The organism is Azospirillum formosense (assembly GCF_013340925.1).
Taxonomy (GTDB): Bacteria; Pseudomonadota; Alphaproteobacteria; order Azospirillales; family Azospirillaceae; genus Azospirillum; species Azospirillum formosense.
The window spans coordinates 1-15,846 of sequence record NZ_WHOR01000123.1 but is presented as its reverse complement, the minus strand read 5'-3'; the positions used below and the strand labels follow the sequence as shown (position 1 = coordinate 15,846).

Genomic DNA, 15,846 nt, shown 5'->3' with positions numbered 1-15,846 from the left:
CCCCCCTCAGGACTTTCAAAGGGTATGGCCTCCGGAGCCGCAAGATTGTTTAAAGAGCCAGGGCCGGGACGATCATCTCCGGCGCGGTCACCCGCTCGCCGCTGTTGTCGCTGAGCTGCCAGCGGCCGGCCTTGACCTCCAGCACCGCCACGTCGGCGGCCATGCCCGGGGACAGCGCGCCGATCTCGTCGGCCATGCCCAGCATGGCGGCGGGGTTGCTGGTCACCGTCTTCAGCACGTCGCCCAGCGCCATGCCGAGAGTCAGAAGCTCGGTCATCGCGTGGGTCAGGCTGAAGGGGGCGACGCCGTAGAAGGGGTTGGCCTCGCGGTCGCCGCCGGCACCCGTGACCGGGGCCTTCACGTTGTAGCCGTGCAGGTCGGCGCCCAGCGTGTAGGGCAGGATGCCCGCCGCCAGGGTCCGCCGCGCCATCTCGAAGCTGAAGTGCGAGCCGTGGCCGACGTCCACGGTCAGGCCGCGCTCCAGCGCCTTGTAGATGACCGGATGCACCTCGCCGGTGCGGGTCGAGATGAAGCCGCCGGGATGTCGGGTGAAGGGATGGGCCAGGATGTCGCGCGAATCCAGCAGCGGGACCAGCTCCTCCACCAGCATGTCGGGATCGACGGCCTCGCCGCCCTCCACCTCCGGCCAGAGCTGGCCGAGATGGACGTAGAGCGGCACGCCGATGCCGTCGGCGATCCGCTTGGCCTGCTTGATGACGTCCAGGCCCCAGCGCGAGGCGCCGCCGACCTCCGCGTGGGCCTTGATGCCCTTCACGATGTCGCGGTTCTCGCGCCCGACGCGGATGGTGGCGTCCACATCGACGCAATCCGGGCGGTAGAGCTGCGGGTAATAGTGGCCCTCCAGCCCGCCGACCAGGTAGGCCGACAGGAAGCACAGCGTGCGCGAGCGCGCCGGCTCGGCGATGAAGCGGCGGAAGGCCGGCAGGGTCATCAGGCTCGGCCCGCCCTGGTCGACCAGCGTCGACACGCCGGAGCGCACGCCCACCATGTCCGGGTTCAGCCCGAAGCGCCCGGTCACCTTCTCGAAGACGTGCGCGTGGGTGTCGATCAGGCCCGGCGTCACGAGCTTTCCGGAGACATCAAGGATGGTGTCGGCGGCATCGTCGGGCAGCCGTTCCGCCACCGCCGCGATGCGGCCCTTCGCGACCGCCAGATCGCCGACCAGATCCAGGCCGTTGGCCGGATCGAGAATCCGTCCGCCGCGGAGCACGAGGTCGAACGTGTGCGTCTCTGACATAACCCACCTTCTTGCGCTGATTTTTATCTGCCCGTCCTTTCAGCAAGCGTCATGCCAGGGAGGGAGGAATTCGGCGGATGCGCAAAACTTCAGCACACTGACGAATGACCGCCTGTTGGGCATTTGGTGGTCAAAATACGCACAATACGGCATACCACAGCATGCTCCCGTCGCCCGTTGAGGCGCTGTTTTTCCGCAGTATACTGACGATTCATGGTCCGGCGGCGCGGCGCGGCACCCTGCCGCCGATTTGTGCACGAACATGAAAGCCGCGGCGAAAACCACGGCTTTTGAAGGGCTCCGGGGATCGGCCACCGCCGCCGCAGTGGGGCACGCCAAGGCCATCCCGGGCCACCATCATATCGTCAGCACACTGATCAATGCCCGCGCGGCAGGCAGAGGTTGCGTACGAATGAAGCGGCGAAGCAAAGCTCCTGTAACTCCCGATTGTTGATTGTTTTTCAACGATATAGAGCGTCGTTTGCAACGGCCGCTTGGCCCCTCCATCCATCCGTTTGCCCAACATTCGGGCGATTTCCGACCGTGCCGGCGCGCCGCGTCCGCCCTCCCGCCGAGCCGAAATGCGCAGTGGTCTGCCGGTTGGCACGGCGTTCGCAAAGGGGTGGGAAACCAACGGAAAAAGTCGGATATCCATAAAAATGAGAGGGTTTCTTCGTGGTCCGCGGCCTTCTTCCGTGAGGTTCCCATGCTGAACACGCCGCGCAGCCGCCGGGGAATGGTCACCTCCCCGCATCATCTCGCCAGCCAGGCCGGCCTCCAGATCCTGCGCGACGGCGGCACCGCCGTCGAGGCGGCGGTCGCCGTCGCCGCGGCGCTGGCCGTCGTCTACCCGCACATGACCGGCATCGGCGGCGACGGCTTCTGGCTGATCGCCGAGCCGGGGCGCGACCCCGTCGCCATCGACGCCTGCGGCGGGGCGGGCAAGGCCGTCTCGCTCGACCTCTACCGGCGCCACGGCCACGCCACCGTACCCTGGCGCGGGCCGCTGGCGGCGAACACGGTCGCCGGCACCATCGACGGCTGGCGCGAGGCGCTGGCCGTCAGCGCCGGCTGGGCCGAGCCGCTGCCGCTCGCCCGCATCCTGGAGGAGGCGATCGCCCACGCCGAGCAGGGCATCCCGGTCACCGCCAGCCAGGAGGGGCTGACCCGCCAGAAGCTGCATGAGCTGAAGGACGTCCCCGGTTTCAAGGACACCTTCCTGCCGGGCGGCGCCGTGCCGCCGGAAGGCTCCACGTTGAAGCAGCCGGCGCTGGCCGCCACGCTGCGCCGGCTGGCGGCGGAGGGGCTGGACAGCTTCTACCGCGGGCCGCTCGCCGCATCCATCGCGGCGGATCTGGAGCGCGCCGGGTCCCCGGTCGGCGCCGCCGATCTGGCGGCCCACGCCGCGCACCGCCGCCCGGCCCTGTCGGTCGGCGTGCGCGGGGCGCGGCTGTTCAACCACCCGCCGCCGACGCAGGGTCTGGCCTCGCTGATGATCCTCGCGCTGTTCGACCGGCTGGTCGTGACGGAGGGCGAGGGCTTCGACCACATCCACGGGCTGATCGAGGCGACCAAGCAGGCCTTCCTGGTGCGCGACCGCGAGGTCGGCGACCCGGCCTACATGGGGCGGGAGGCGCAGACCTTCCTCGACGACACGGTGCTGGACGGTCTGGCCGCCAACATCGACCGCGCCCGCGCGCTGCCCTGGCCGCATGTCGCCAAGCCCGGCGACACGGTGTGGCTGGGCGTGATCGACGGGCAGGGCCGCGCCGTCAGCATGATCCAGAGCGTCTATTTCGAATTCGGCTCCGGCCTCGTCCTGCCGGAGACCGGCATCACCTGGCAGAACCGCGGCGCCTCCTTCCGTCTGGCGGAGGATGGCTGGAACGCGCTGGCGCCCGGCCGCAAGCCCTTCCACACGCTGAACCCGGCGATGGCCCGCTTCGACGACGGGCGCGGCATGGTCTACGGCACCATGGGCGGGGAGGGGCAGCCGCAGACTCAGGCCGCCGTCTTCTCCCGCTACGCGATGTTCGGGCAGGGCCTGCAGGCCGCCGTCACGGCGCCGCGCTGGCTGCTCGGCCGCACCTGGGGCGAGGACAGCGTGACGCTGAAGCTGGAGAGCCGCTTCGACCCCGCCCTGGTCGCCGCCCTGCGCGACGCCGGGCACACGGTCGAACTGCTCGATCCTTACACGAGCACCATGGGGCATGCGGGCGCCATCGTCCGCCATGCCGACGGAACGCTGGAGGGGGCGACCGATCCCCGCAGCGACGGCGCGGTCGCCGCGTGGTGACCGCCGAACCAAGGCACAATCAAGAACAGAGGGGGTTAGACGACATGCGGACGATGAAGACCACGGCGTTGCTGCTGAGCGCCGCGCTGCTGGCGCCGGGCGTGGCCTTTGCGCAGGAGACGATCAAGATCGGCGTGACCCAGCCGCTGACCGGCGCGGTCGCCGCGTCGGGCAACTACGTCGCCAACGGCGCGAAGGTCGCGGAGGAGGTCGTCAACGCCAACGGCGGCGTTCTCGGCAAGAAGATCCAGCTGATCATCGAGGACAACAAGAGCAACCCGAAGGAGGCCGTCGCCTCCGCCGAGAAGCTGATCGTGCGCGACAAGGTCCCGGTGCTGATGGGCGCCTGGAGTTCCACCTTCACCCTGGCGGTGATGCCGAAGCTGGTGGAGTACGGCGTGCCGATGGTGGTGGAGACCTCCTCCTCGACCAAGATCACCACCTCCGGCAACCCCTGGGTGTTCCGCATCGCCCCGACCTCCGCCATGGAGGCCAAGTCCTTCGCGGAGAAGCTGGACCACTTCCAGCCGGCCATCCAGAAGGCCGATTTCCTGGCGGTGAACAACGACTTCGGCCGTGGCTCGGCGGACGAGTTCCGCAAGATGCTCCAGGCCAAGGGCGTCAAGATCGGCGTCACCGAGACGATGGCGCCGGAGGCCACCGACCTGTCGGCCCAGCTTTCCAGCATCAAGCAGTCGGGCGGCGACACGCTGTTCGTCACCACCGGCGTCGAGCAGATCACCCTGATCCTGAAGCAGGCGGCCGAGTTGCGTCTGCCGCACCGGATCATCACCAACGGCGGCTCCTCCTCCCCCGACCAGCTCATCGCGCAGGCGGGTGCGGCGGCGGACGGCGGCTACTTCACGCTGTTCTTCGCCCCCTGGTTCCCGGAGAAGGCGGTGCACCCGACGGTCGCCAAGACCTTCGTCGATGGCTGGAACAAGAAGGGCTACGACTTCGCCGGCCTGACCGAGGGCTACCGCGGCTATGACGGCATCATGACCATCGTGGAAGCCATCAAGAAGGCCGGCAAGGCCGAGCCGCAGGCCATCCGCGACGCGCTGTGGACCGTCAAGCTGGACGGCGTGAACGGCGACATCGCCTTCAAGAAGGATGGCCCGGAGGGCAAGGAGAGCGGCCAGAACGAGGCCAACGTCTACGTCGTCCAGGTGAAGGACGGCAAGGTGACGATGCCGTAACCGGCTTCACCGCCCTCTCCCCTCCGGGGAGAGGGAAGGGGCCCGCGCGAAGCGCGGGAAGGGTGAGGGTCGTACGAGGATCAAGGCGCTGATCCTTGCCGGTACCCTCACCCGCCGCCTTCGGCGCCACCCTCTCCCGGGACGGGAGAGGGGAAGTAAGGAGACACGCGGTGGAAGCGCATCTGCAGCACCTTTTGAACGCCGTGGTCCTGGGGGGGACCTACGCGCTGCTGGGAATCGGCCTGACGCTGATCTTCGGCATCATGCGCGTGGTCAACTTCACCCATGGCGAGCTTTACACCTTCGGCGCCTACATGGCCTACATGCTGGCCGGGATGATGGGGCTGAACTTCTTCATGTCCCTGGCGATGGCAGCATTGCTGGGCATGGCGCTGGGGGCGCTGATCGAATTCACGCTGCTGCGCCCGCTGAAGGGCGCCGACATCGACACCACCATGCTGGTGATGATCGGCGCCGGCATCGCCATGCAGGCCGGCGAGCAGCTCGTCTGGGGCGGTGTCGCGAAGTCCGTGCCCAGCCCCTTCCCGACCGAGCCGGTGGTGATCGGGTCGGTGTCGGTGGGCATGAACCGGCTGTTCGTCCTGGGCGTGGCATTGCTGCTGCTGGGCGGCTTCTACCTGCTCATCAACCGGACCAAGCTCGGCGTCGCCATGCGCGCCACCTTCCAGGACCCGGACACCGCGGCGCTGATGGGCGTCAACCGCGGGCTGATGTACACGCTGACCTTCGCGCTCGGCTCCGGCCTCGCCGCCACGGCGGGAGCGCTGCTCGGCCCGATCTTCGTGGTCACGCCGACCATGGGCGATCTGGTGGCGCTGAAGGCCTTCGCCATCGTCATCCTGGGCGGGTTGGGCAACATCCCCGGCGCCACCATCGGCGGCTTCGTCCTGGCGCTCGCCGAGGAGTTCGGCGCCGGCTACCTGTCGTCGGGCTACCGCGACGCCATGGGCTTCATCCTCATCATCGCCGTGCTGATCGTGCGGCCCCAGGGTCTCTTCGCCATGAAGGAGCGGATCGGATGACGACGCGTCTCCTCCCCTGGCTGTTCGTGCTGGTCATGGCGGTCGGGCCGCTGTGGCTGGGCGACCAGTACATCCTCTACGTCCTGACCTCGACCGGCATCTTCATCATCGGGGCGATGAGCCTGAACCTGCTGCTCGGCTACACCGGGCAGCTCAGCCTCGGCCACATCGCCTTCTTCGGCATCGGCGCCTACACCAGCGCGCTGCTGTCGCTGGGCTTCGACCTCGACCTCGGAGGGGCGGAACCCTTCGTGCTGGGGCCGCAGCCGGTGTGGGTGGCCTTCCTCGGCGGCATCCTGGTGGCGGCGCTGTTCGGTTTCCTGATCGGCAAGCTCGCCTTCCGGGTGCGCGGGGCCTACTTCGTCATCGTTACCATCAGCTTCGCCCAGGTCATGCGCATGGTCGCGCTGAACTGGGTGGACCTGACCGAGGGGCCGATGGCGCTGAACAACATCCCGCCGCTGTCGGTCTGGCTGCCGTGGGACGGTGTGATCCCGCTCTACAAGAAGGAATACAACTACCTTCTGGTGCTGGCGGTCGCGGTGGTCTGCTTCCTGGTGATCCAGCGGCTGGTGCAGTCGCGGGTGGGCCGGGCGCTGGTGGCGCTGCGCGAGAACGAGTCGCTGGCGCGTTCGGTCGGCATCGACGTGACGCGCTATCTGGTCGTCGCCACGGTGATCGCGGCGGGCATGGCCGGGGCCGCGGGCGGGCTCTACACCCACTACATCCGCATCGTCGACCCGGACGTCTTCATGTTCATCTACACGGTGACCATGGTCATCATGGTGGTGACGGGCGGCAAGGGCACGCTGGCCGGTCCGATCGTCGGCGGCCTCGCCTTCGGCATCCTGCCCGAGGTGCTGCGCGAGGTGGCGCGGCCCGAGGTGCAGTGGATCATCTACGGCGTCGCCATGATCGTGGTCGTCTTCTTCCTGCCCCAGGGCATCGTCCCGGCGGTGAAGAACTGGTTCGCCGGCCGCCGCAAGCGCGTCGCCGGAACGGCGCTGGGCCTGCGCAAGGAGACCTCGGCATGAGCCTCGCCCTCGACGAATCCGCCGCTCCGATCCTTGAGGTGCGCGAGGTCGCGGTTCACTTCAGCGGCCTGATCGCCATCGCCTCGATGAGCTTCGCCGTGCCGGAGGGGGAGATCGTCAGCCTGATCGGCCCCAACGGGGCGGGCAAGACGACCGCCTTCAACGTCATCACCGGCTTCCTGAAGCCGACCGGCGGGAAGGTGCTGTTCCGCGGCACCGACCTGACGCGCCTGTCCTCCAACCGCATCGCGGGCCTGGGCGTCGTGCGCACCTTCCAGCGCACCAGCATCTTCGCCGGCTGCACCGTCTTCGACAACGTGCTGACCGGGATGCACCGGCAGGGCCGGGCGGAGACCTGGGGGGCGCTGCTGCGGCTCGCCTCGGTGCGGGCGGAGACGGAGCGGATGCGGGCGGCGGTGGCCGAGATCCTGGCCTTCGTCGGGCTGTCGCACCGCGCCGACGAGCTGGCCGGCAACCTCGCCTACGGCGAGCAGCGGCTTCTCGGCATCGCCATCGCGCTGGCCGCCGACCCGAAGCTGCTGCTGCTGGACGAGCCCGCTGCCGGGCTGAACCCGTCGGAGACGGAGGCCTTCATGGGCGTCGTCCAGCGCATCCGCGACCGTGGCGTGACCATCCTGCTGGTGGAGCATGACATGCGCATGGTCATGACCATCTCCGACCGCGTGGTGGTGCTGAACCACGGGCGCATCATCGCCGAAGGCCCGCCGGAGGTCATCCGCGCCAACCCGGACGTGATCCAGGCCTATCTGGGCCAGGGGGTGAAGCATGCTAAAGGTTGAGGGGATCACCGTCTGCTACGGCCAGATCCCGGCGCTCCGCAACGTCTCGCTGACGGTGGAGGAAGGGGAGCTGGTCACCCTGATCGGCGCCAACGGCGCCGGCAAGACCACCACGCTGCGCGCCATCAGCGGCCTGCTGCCGCTGGCCTCGGGCCGCATCACCTTCGAGGGGCGGGAGATCGGCAACGCAGCACCCCGCACGGTGCTGGCGCTGGGTGTGGCCCACTGTCCGGAGGGGCGGCGCGTCTTCCCCCACCTGACCGTGCGCGAGAACCTGGAGATGGGCGCCTATCTGCGCCGCGACCATCAGGCGGTGGCCCAGGACATGGAGCGGCTGTTCGACCGCTTCCCCCGCCTGAAGGAACGTCTGAACCAGCCCGCGGGCACCATGTCGGGCGGCGAGCAGCAGATGCTGGCCATCGCGCGGGCGCTGATGTCGCGCCCGAAGATCGTGCTGTTCGACGAGCCGTCGCTCGGCCTCGCTCCCAACCTCGTGGAGCGCACCTTCGAGATCGTGTCGGACATCCGCCGGGAAGGGACCACCGTGCTGATGGTCGAGCAGAACGCCTACGCCGCGCTCGACATGTGCGACCGCGCCTACCTGCTGGAGAGCGGGCAGGTGATGGAGCAGGGCACCGGGCAGGCGATGCTCGCCAACGACCACATCCAGCGCGCCTATCTGGGCGGTTAAGCAAAAAAGAGAGGGTCAGGGAATGGGAGAGGTTAGCACCGCCGGATCGGGGGTCGGCGCCAGGGTCCGCCGCAAGGAGGACGACCGGCTGCTGCGCGGGCGGGGCCGCTTCGTCGGCGACATCGCCCTGGTCGGCATGAAGGATTTGGCCTTCGTGCGCAGCCCGGTCGCCCACGCCACCATCACCGGCATCGAGATCCCGGAGGAGCACCGCGGCGCCGTCTTCACCTGGGCGGACCTGGCGGCGGGCGGCGTCAAGCCGATCCGCGCCGTGTCGGGCCTGCCCGGCTTCAAGGTGTCGGAGCAGCCGGCGCTGGCCGACGGCAAGGTGCGCTTCGTCGGCGAGCCGGTGGCCGTCTGCGTCGCCGCCACCCGCGCCGAGGCCGAGGACATCGCCGCCTCCGTCTTCGTCGATTACGCCGAGCTGCCGGTGAACTCCGACATGCTGGAGGCGGTGACGCCGGGCGCGCCGAAGGTGCACGACCACTGGCCGGACAACGTCTTCCTGGAGACCAACGTCGGCGGCAACATCGCGGAGATCGCCGCCACCGCGCCGGTCAAGGTCTCCCGCACCATCCGCACGGCGCGCCAGTGCATGGTCCCGCTGGAGGGCAAGGGCGTGGTCGCCCATTGGGACCGCCATGTCGAGCAGCTCGTCCTGACCACCTCGACCCAGATGCCGCACATCGTGCGCGCCGGCCTGTCGGAATGCCTGGACCTCGACCAGGGGCTGATCCGCGTGGTGGCGCCGGACGTCGGCGGCGGCTTCGGCTGGAAGGGCCTGCTCCAGCCGGAGGAGATCGTGGCCGCCTGGATCGCCATGCGGCTCGACCGCCCCGTCCGCTGGACCGAGGACCGGCGGGAGCATCTGGTGGCCGCCGCCAACGCCCGTGAGCACCATTACGAGATCACCGCCTACGCCGACGCGCGCGGGCGTCTGCTGGGGATCGAGGCCGACGCCTGGGTCGATGCCGGCGCCTACTCCGTCTATCCCTTCTCCGCCTGCCTGGAGGCGGCGCAGGTCGGCAGCATCCTGCCCGGCCCCTACGACTTCGCGCATTACCGCTGCCGCACCTTCTCCGTCTGCACCAACAAGCCGCCCATCGTCCCCTACCGCGGCGTGGCGCGCACCGGCGTGTGCTTCGCGATGGAGCAGATGATCGACGCCGTGGCCGACGCCGTCGGGCGGGAGCCGTGGCAGGTGCGCCTGGAAAACCTCGTCCCGCCGGAGAAGATGCCCTTCGACAACGTGACGAAGAAGCACTTCGACAGCGGCGACTATCCCGAATCCGTCCGCCGCGCCGTCGCCGCCATCGAGCTGGAGGGCTGGCGCGCTCGCCAGAAGGCCAGGGAGGCGGACGGGCGCTTGATCGGCGTCGGCTTCGCCACCTATTGCGAGCAGTCGGCCCACGGCACCGCCGTCTATCACGGCTGGGGCATCCCGATGGTGCCGGGGCACGAGCAGGCGCAGGCCCGCATCACCCCGGACGGCGGGCTGGAGCTGCGCGTCGGCGTGCAGTCGCACGGCCAGAGCATGGAGACCACCTTCGCCCAGGTCGCGCACGAGGTGCTGGGCATCCCGCTGGAGAAGATCAAGCTGGTGCACGGCGACACCGGGCTGACGCCCTATTCGACGGGCACCTGGGGGTCGCGCAGCATGGTCATGGCCGGCGGCGCCGTCGCCACCGCTTGTCGCACGCTGGCCGAGCGGCTGCGCAAGATCGGCGCGCATCTGATGCAGGCCGGTGCGGACGGGGTGGTGCTGGAGGGCGGGTCGGTGAAGGCCGGGGCCGCCGCGGTGACCATCCGCGAGATCGCTCACACCTGGTACCGCGCGCCGCAGCTCCTCCCCGCCGACGTGGACCGCGGCGGGCTGGAGGTCACCGCCGGCTACAAGCCGGGCAGCGACCATGGCACCTTCTCCTACGCCACCCACGCCGTGGCGGTGGCCGTGGACCCGGAGATCGGGCAGGTCGAAATCCTCGACTACGTGGTGGTCGAGGACGCCGGGACCATGGTCAACCCGATGGTCGTCGACGGCCAGATCTACGGCGGCGTCGCCCAGGGCGTCGGCACCGCGCTCTACGAGCGGATGCCCTACGACGCGGAGGGCCAGCCGCTCGCCTCCACCTTTGCGGATTACCTGATCCCCGGTTTCACCGAGGTCCCGCACGTGAGGATCATCCACATGCTGACGCCCTCGCCCTACACCGAGTTCGGCGTGAAGGGCATCGGCGAGGGCGGCGCCATCGCCCCGCCGGCGGCGATCTGCAACGCCATCAACGACGCGCTGAAGCCGCTGGGAGTCATCGTGACGAACGCGCCGATGACGCCGGAGGTCATTCTCTCCGCCATTGCGGGCGAGCGGGGTGCGGCATGAAGGCGGTCGATTTCGACTACGCGCAGCCGGCGACGCTCGCCGATGCGCTTGAGCTGCTGTCCCGCGAGGACGTGATGGTGCGGCCGGTGGCCGGCTCCCAGTCGCTCGGCCCCATGCTGAACCTGCGGCTGGCCCAGCCGGAGCTGCTGGTGGACATCACCCGCATCGCCGAGCTTCAAACAATCCGCCGGGAGGGCGACCGGCTGGTCATCGGGGCCTGCGTCACCCACGCGCGGCTGGAGGACGGCGATTATCCGGACGTGACGCGCGGCGTTCTGCCATCCGTGGCGGCGGTGATCGCCTATCGCGCGGTGCGCAACCGCGGCACCATCGGCGGCAGCCTCGCCCACGCCGACCCGGCGGCGGACTGGGTGAACGTCCTGACCGCGCTCGGCGCCGACGTGGTGATCGCCGGCACGGGCGGGCGGCGCACGGTGCCGATGACCGATTTCATCCTGGGTATCTTCGAGACGGCCCTGCTGCCGGGCGAGATCGTCGCGGAAATCCATGTGCCCGCCCTCTCCGACAGGGCGCGCTGGGGCTACTACAAGGTCTGCCGCAAGACCGGCGAGTTCTCCCACGCCACCGGCGCGGTGCTGATCGACCCGGCCCGCGGCGTCCAGCGCTGCGTCGCCGGGGCGACCTCCGGCAAGCCGGTGGTGATCGACGGCCCCGCCCTGTTCGAGGATGGCTGCACGGAAGCGGCGATGGCCGCGCATCTCGCCGGCAGCCCCGCCGCGGACGACCCCATCGCCCTTCGGACCCACACCGTCGCGCTGAAGCGCGCCATCGCGCAGGTGATGTCATGAGCGCCCACGCCAAAATCATTTCCCTAACCGTCAACGGCACGCGGGTCGAGGCCAGCGTGCCGCCGCGCCAGCATCTCGGCGACTTCCTGCGCGAGCGGGAGCTGCTGACCGGCACCCATCTGGGCTGCGAGCACGGCGTGTGCGGCGCCTGCACCATCCTGATCGACGGGGAGCCGGCGCGCTCCTGCATCACCTTCGCGGTGGCCTGTGACGGGCGGTCCGTCACCACGGTGGAGGGGCTGGACGACGATCCCGTCGCCACGGAGCTGCGCGAGGCCTTCTCCGCCGAGCATGGGCTGCAGTGCGGCTTCTGCACGCCGGGGATGCTGGTGGCGGCGCGCGACGTGGTGCTGCGCCGCCCGGACGCCGACAACCCGGCGATCCGCACCGCGATGAGCGGCAACCTGTGCCGCTGCACCGGCTATGTCGGGATCGTCAACGCCATCCGCCGCGTCATCGACGCGCGCAACACGAACGCGGGGTAAGCCCATGCCGACCATGACCCAGACCCTTGCCGTCAACTTCCCGCGTGCCCGCGTCTGGCCACTGCTCGGCGACGTGGAGCAGGTGATCGCCTGCATGCCCGGCGCCTCGCTGACCAAGCCGCGCGAGGGCGACCGGATCTTCGGGCAGATGCGCGTGAAGCTCGGCCCCATCGCCGCCGCCTTCGCCGGCGAGGGCACGCTGACGATGGACGAGGCGACCCACACCGGCGTCATCCACGGCCAGGGCACGGACCCCAAGAACAACTCCCGCGCCAAGGCCGACGTGACCTTCGCCGTCGTGGAGGAGGGGGCGGGGACGCGCATCGACCTGACCGTCGATTTCACGCTGACCGGCGTTCTGGCCCAGTTCAGCCGCGGCGCCATCGTGCAGGAGATCGCCAACCGCCTGACCGCCGAGTTCGCCCGCAACCTGGAAGCCAAGCTCGCCGCGACCGCCCCGGTGGAGGAGGTAGCTGCGTCCTCGGATGCGGTGGCCGCTCCGGCCCCGGAGCCTGCCTCCAAGCCCGCCCCCGAGCCGGCCAAGGAACTGAACGCTGGCAATCTGCTGTGGGTGATGTTGAAAGACTGGCTGCGTGGCCTCTTCGGCGGTCGCTCTCTGCAAGACAACCACAGCCGTTCCCGATAATCCCTCTCCCGCTCTGGGAGAGGGGATTGCAGTGCCGTTTGCGAACGTGAGATTGACCACCGCATCATGCCGAACGACCCCCTGAACGCCTTCGTCCCCTACGGCCGGACCGAGGTCGCCGGAGCCGCGGACGGCCCGCTGGCCGGGCTGCGCTTCGCGGTGAAGGACCTGTTCCACATCGCCGGCCTGCCCACCGGCGCCGGCAACCCGGACTGGCTGCGCACCCACGAAGTCCCGCGGGAGACCGCGCCGGCCGTGCGGCGGCTGCTCGACGCCGGGGCGCGCGTCGCCGGCAAGACGCTGACCGACGAGCTGGCCTGGAGCCTGGCCGGCGAGAACGCCCATTACGGCACGCCGGAGAATCCGAAGGCGCCCGGCCGCATCCCCGGTGGCTCCTCCAGCGGGTCGGCCGCCGCGGTGGCGGGCGGGGCGGTGGATTTCGCCATCGGGACGGACACCGGCGGGTCGGTCCGCCTGCCGGCGAGCTATTGCGGCCTCTACGGCATCCGGCCCACCCACGGGGTGGTTCCGCTCGACGGCTCCGTTCCCCTGGCGCCGAGCTTCGACACGGTGGGCTGGTTCGCGTGGGAGGCGGCGCTGCTCCGCCGCGTCGGGGCGGTGCTGCTGCCCCCGGCGTCCACTCTGGGGCCCGATCTGGCCTTCCGCCTGCTGGTCGCCGAGGACGCCTTCGCCGTTGCCGGGGAGGCGGTGCGATCCGCCCTCGCCCCGCCCTTGGAGCGGCTGCGCGAGCGGTTCGGGTCGGCGGACGGCGTGACGCTGGCCCCGGAGGGGCTGGACCAATGGCGCCCGGTCTTTCAGACGCTCCAGGCCGCCGAGGCCTGGGCGGCGCACGGCGCCTGGATCACCGCGACGAAGCCGACCTTCGGGCCGGGGGTGCGCGACCGCTTCGCCGCGGCGGCCACGCTCAACCCCGCTCTCGCCCGCGCGGCGGCGCAGACGCGGGAGGGCATCCGCCGGCGGATGGACGAGCTGCTGGGGGCGGATGGGCTGATCGTCCTGCCCAGCGCGCCGGGCATCGCGCCGTTGCGCGGCTCGTCGGGGGCGGCGGTGGACACGGAGCGCGGTCGCGCGCTGGCGATCCTCTGCCCCGCCGGTCTGGCCGGCCTGCCGCAAGTCTCGATTCCCGCGGCGCGGCTCCAGGGCTGCCCGCTTGGCCTGTCGCTGATCGGCCCGCGCGGCAGCGACTCCGCGCTTCTCGCCATCGCCGAGGACTTGTTCGCATGACGCTTGCAATCAACATCCCCGAGGTGGTGGCCGAGGTCACCGCCGCCTTCGAGCGCTACGAGCGCGCGCTGACCGGCAACGACGTGGCGGTTCTGGACGAGCTGTTCTGGAACCACCCGGCGACCCTGCGCTACGGCGTGGGCGAGAATTTGTACGGCTACGACGCCATCGCCGCCTTCCGCCAGGGCCGCCCGGCGGCGGGGCTGGACCGAACCCTGCGCAACACCGTCATCACCACCTATGGCCGCGACATGGCGACCGCCAACACCGAGTTCACGCGCCCTTCCACCGAGCGCGTCGGGCGGCAGAGCCACAGCTGGGTCCGCATGCCGGAGGGCTGGCGGATCGTCGCGGCGCATGTGTCGCTGATGGGCTAGACGTTGCCCTTCCTCCGGCCCGCCGCCATCCTCACTGACAATCGATTTCCCGAACCCGCTCCGACGGACCGCCCGCGATGACCTTAGACGACCCCCTGATCGAAGAGGCGTACCGCGTCCTGGCGGAGCGTCCCGGATTCCTCATCCGCCGCCTGCACCAGATCCACGTCGCCATGTTCATGGAGGAGTGCGCGGAGTTCAACATCACCCCCGTTCAGTACAGTGTGCTGACCGCCCTAATGGACCGGCCCGACCTGGATCAGGTGACGCTGGGCGCCCAGATCGGCATCGACCGCACGACCACGGCCGGCGTTCTGTCGCGGCTGGCCGAGCGCGGGCTGATCCAGCGCCGGGCCAGCCCGGTGGACAAGCGCATGAAGCTGGCTGCCATCACCGCGGAGGGCCGAAAGCTGCTGCGCCGCATGGACAAGAAGGCCCAGCGCGCCCACGACCGCACCATCGCGCCTCTGCCGAAGGAGGACCGGGCGGTCTTCCTGCGCTACCTGCTGCATCTGGTGGACGCCAGCAACGGCTACGGCCGCGCCCCGCTGCATCTGCCATGAGGTGAACCTTCCCCTCTCCCGTCCCGGGAGAGGGAGGGACCCACGCGCCAGCGTGGGAGGGTGAGGGTGCCGCCAAGGATCGGTGCCTTGATCCTCGCACGACCCTCACCCGCCCGCTCCCGCGGGCACCCTCTCCCGGGACGGGAGAGGGATTGTACGCAAAGGACACACGTGATGAACGACGCCACCGCGCGGGCCGTGGAGCGGATGCTGGCCGCCGATCCGGTGTGGACGGAGACCGGAACCGCCGGGGAGCGGATCGGGCTGGACCGCCACACGCTGCTGCACGCCGGGCCGCCCTTCGCCGATCCGGCGGAGATCTGCCCGCCGATCCTCAACGCCGCCGCCGCCGCGCTGCTGTTCGAAGGCATGGCCGGCGGCGTGGAGGAGGCCCGCGCCATGGTCGTGAGCGGTGCCGTGACCCTGCGCCCGGCGCAGGATTTCGGCGTGGTCACCCCGCTCGCCGCCGTCGTGTCGCGGTCGATGTGGCTGCATGTGGTGGAGGATGCGGGCGGCTCCGGCGCCCGCGCCTACAGCCCGCTCAACGAGGGCGGCGGCCCCGCTTTGCGCTTCGGCATCGTCAGCGGCGCGGTGGTGGAGCGGCTGCGCCTGCTGCACGGCGTGGTCGGCCCGGCGCTGGCCGGGATCGGTCCGGTGGAACTGCGTGGCATCGCGTGCGAGGCGATGGAGCAGGGGGACGAACTGCATGGGCGCGTCGGGGTGGCTTAGGCGCTGCTGACCGAGACGCTGGTGTCGCGGCTGGGCGGGACCGGCGAGGTCTGCGCCTTCCTGAAGGAGGCCGGGCAGTTCTTCCTCAACCCGTGGATGGCCGCCTGCAAGGCGGTGATGCTGGCTGCCGACGGCGTGCCGGGGTCGGCGCTGGTGACGGCGGCGGGCGGCAACGGGGTGCGGTTCGGGCTGCGCCTGTCGGGCATGATGGGGGAGGGCTGGGCGACCGCGCCGGTGGCCGCACCGCAGGGGCCGGGCCTGTCCCTTTTACCCATCCGACGCTGCCGACGA

At 70.2% G+C, this 15,846-nt stretch carries 14 protein-coding genes and 1 pseudogene; 14 read left to right on the top strand and 1 reads right to left on the bottom strand.

Going from position 1 to position 15,846, the window contains the following annotated elements; all coding sequences use genetic code 11:
• Positions 1 to 49: 49 nt before the first annotated feature.
• Positions 50 to 1,258, bottom strand: coding sequence for an amidohydrolase/deacetylase family metallohydrolase (locus GBZ26_RS16680; protein ID WP_247884828.1), 1,209 nt, complete (start codon positions 1,256 to 1,258; stop codon positions 50 to 52).
• Positions 1,259 to 1,964: 706 nt separating this feature from the next.
• Between GBZ26_RS16680 and GBZ26_RS16675 the strand changes: the two genes are divergently transcribed.
• The 14 genes and pseudogenes from GBZ26_RS16675 to GBZ26_RS30315 form a co-directional block, all read left to right on the top strand.
• Complete coding sequence (locus GBZ26_RS16675; protein WP_174439791.1) at positions 1,965 to 3,554, top strand: gamma-glutamyltransferase family protein; 1,590 nt, start codon at positions 1,965 to 1,967, stop codon at positions 3,552 to 3,554.
• 44 nt (positions 3,555 to 3,598) lie between these two features.
• Entirely contained in the window at positions 3,599 to 4,753 is a 1,155-nt protein-coding gene (locus GBZ26_RS16670) for an ABC transporter substrate-binding protein (RefSeq protein ID WP_174439790.1), read from the top strand.
• Positions 4,754 to 4,923: 170 nt separating this feature from the next.
• Positions 4,924 to 5,796, top strand: a complete 873-nt coding sequence (locus GBZ26_RS16665; RefSeq protein WP_174439789.1) for an ABC transporter permease subunit — start codon at positions 4,924 to 4,926, stop codon at positions 5,794 to 5,796.
• The gene (locus tag GBZ26_RS16660; protein ID WP_035682125.1) at positions 5,793 to 6,830 is read left to right on the top strand and encodes a branched-chain amino acid ABC transporter permease; all 1,038 of its coding nucleotides are present in this window, start codon (positions 5,793 to 5,795) and stop codon (positions 6,828 to 6,830) included. The genes GBZ26_RS16665 and GBZ26_RS16660 overlap by 4 nt, the downstream gene beginning before the upstream one ends.
• A complete protein-coding gene (locus GBZ26_RS16655; RefSeq protein ID WP_145626208.1) occupies positions 6,827 to 7,630 on the top strand; it encodes an ABC transporter ATP-binding protein in 804 nt (267 codons plus the stop codon). The genes GBZ26_RS16660 and GBZ26_RS16655 overlap by 4 nt, the downstream gene beginning before the upstream one ends.
• On the top strand, positions 7,617 to 8,321 hold the full coding sequence (locus GBZ26_RS16650) for an ABC transporter ATP-binding protein (RefSeq protein WP_145679927.1): 705 nt from the start codon (positions 7,617 to 7,619) through the stop codon (positions 8,319 to 8,321). The genes GBZ26_RS16655 and GBZ26_RS16650 overlap by 14 nt, the downstream gene beginning before the upstream one ends.
• Positions 8,322 to 8,343: 22 nt before the next feature.
• Positions 8,344 to 10,701 (top strand): xanthine dehydrogenase family protein molybdopterin-binding subunit, encoded by a 2,358-nt coding sequence (locus GBZ26_RS16645; RefSeq protein WP_174439788.1) that lies wholly within the window; start codon positions 8,344 to 8,346, stop codon positions 10,699 to 10,701.
• A complete protein-coding gene (locus tag GBZ26_RS16640) occupies positions 10,698 to 11,510 on the top strand; it encodes an FAD binding domain-containing protein (protein WP_174439787.1) in 813 nt (270 codons plus the stop codon). The genes GBZ26_RS16645 and GBZ26_RS16640 overlap by 4 nt, the downstream gene beginning before the upstream one ends.
• Positions 11,507 to 11,995 (top strand): (2Fe-2S)-binding protein, encoded by a 489-nt coding sequence (locus tag GBZ26_RS29945; protein WP_211104794.1) that lies wholly within the window; start codon positions 11,507 to 11,509, stop codon positions 11,993 to 11,995. The genes GBZ26_RS16640 and GBZ26_RS29945 overlap by 4 nt, the downstream gene beginning before the upstream one ends.
• A 4-nt stretch (positions 11,996 to 11,999) precedes the next feature.
• Entirely contained in the window at positions 12,000 to 12,641 is a 642-nt protein-coding gene (locus tag GBZ26_RS29940; protein WP_211104793.1) for an SRPBCC family protein, read from the top strand.
• 66 nt (positions 12,642 to 12,707) lie between these two features.
• Positions 12,708 to 13,886, top strand: coding sequence for an amidase (locus GBZ26_RS16630; protein WP_174439786.1), 1,179 nt, complete (start codon positions 12,708 to 12,710; stop codon positions 13,884 to 13,886).
• On the top strand, positions 13,883 to 14,263 hold the full coding sequence (gene hpxZ, locus GBZ26_RS16625; protein ID WP_174439785.1) for an oxalurate catabolism protein HpxZ: 381 nt from the start codon (positions 13,883 to 13,885) through the stop codon (positions 14,261 to 14,263). The genes GBZ26_RS16630 and hpxZ overlap by 4 nt, the downstream gene beginning before the upstream one ends.
• A gap of 77 nt (positions 14,264 to 14,340) precedes the next feature.
• Complete coding sequence (locus GBZ26_RS16620) at positions 14,341 to 14,826, top strand: MarR family winged helix-turn-helix transcriptional regulator (protein ID WP_174439784.1); 486 nt, start codon at positions 14,341 to 14,343, stop codon at positions 14,824 to 14,826.
• Between the two features lie 174 nt (positions 14,827 to 15,000).
• Positions 15,001 to 15,846: pseudogene (locus GBZ26_RS30315) on the top strand (YlbE family protein); the annotation flags it as partial.

Coding starts and splice junctions, on each gene's coding strand:
- GBZ26_RS16670 (WP_174439790.1), top strand. CDS start 3,599: ATGCGGACGATGAAGACCACGGCGTTGCTGCTGAGCGCCGCGCTGCTG.
- GBZ26_RS29940 (WP_211104793.1), top strand. CDS start 12,000: ATGCCGACCATGACCCAGACCCTTGCCGTCAACTTCCCGCGTGCCCGC.
- GBZ26_RS16675 (WP_174439791.1), top strand. CDS start 1,965: ATGCTGAACACGCCGCGCAGCCGCCGGGGAATGGTCACCTCCCCGCAT.
- GBZ26_RS16620 (WP_174439784.1), top strand. CDS start 14,341: ATGACCTTAGACGACCCCCTGATCGAAGAGGCGTACCGCGTCCTGGCG.
- GBZ26_RS16650 (WP_145679927.1), top strand. CDS start 7,617: ATGCTAAAGGTTGAGGGGATCACCGTCTGCTACGGCCAGATCCCGGCG.
- GBZ26_RS16655 (WP_145626208.1), top strand. CDS start 6,827: ATGAGCCTCGCCCTCGACGAATCCGCCGCTCCGATCCTTGAGGTGCGC.
- GBZ26_RS29945 (WP_211104794.1), top strand. CDS start 11,507: ATGAGCGCCCACGCCAAAATCATTTCCCTAACCGTCAACGGCACGCGG.
- GBZ26_RS16660 (WP_035682125.1), top strand. CDS start 5,793: ATGACGACGCGTCTCCTCCCCTGGCTGTTCGTGCTGGTCATGGCGGTC.
- GBZ26_RS16630 (WP_174439786.1), top strand. CDS start 12,708: ATGCCGAACGACCCCCTGAACGCCTTCGTCCCCTACGGCCGGACCGAG.
- GBZ26_RS16645 (WP_174439788.1), top strand. CDS start 8,344: ATGGGAGAGGTTAGCACCGCCGGATCGGGGGTCGGCGCCAGGGTCCGC.
- hpxZ (WP_174439785.1), top strand. CDS start 13,883: ATGACGCTTGCAATCAACATCCCCGAGGTGGTGGCCGAGGTCACCGCC.
- GBZ26_RS16640 (WP_174439787.1), top strand. CDS start 10,698: ATGAAGGCGGTCGATTTCGACTACGCGCAGCCGGCGACGCTCGCCGAT.
- GBZ26_RS16680 (WP_247884828.1), bottom strand. CDS start 1,258: ATGTCAGAGACGCACACGTTCGACCTCGTGCTCCGCGGCGGACGGATT.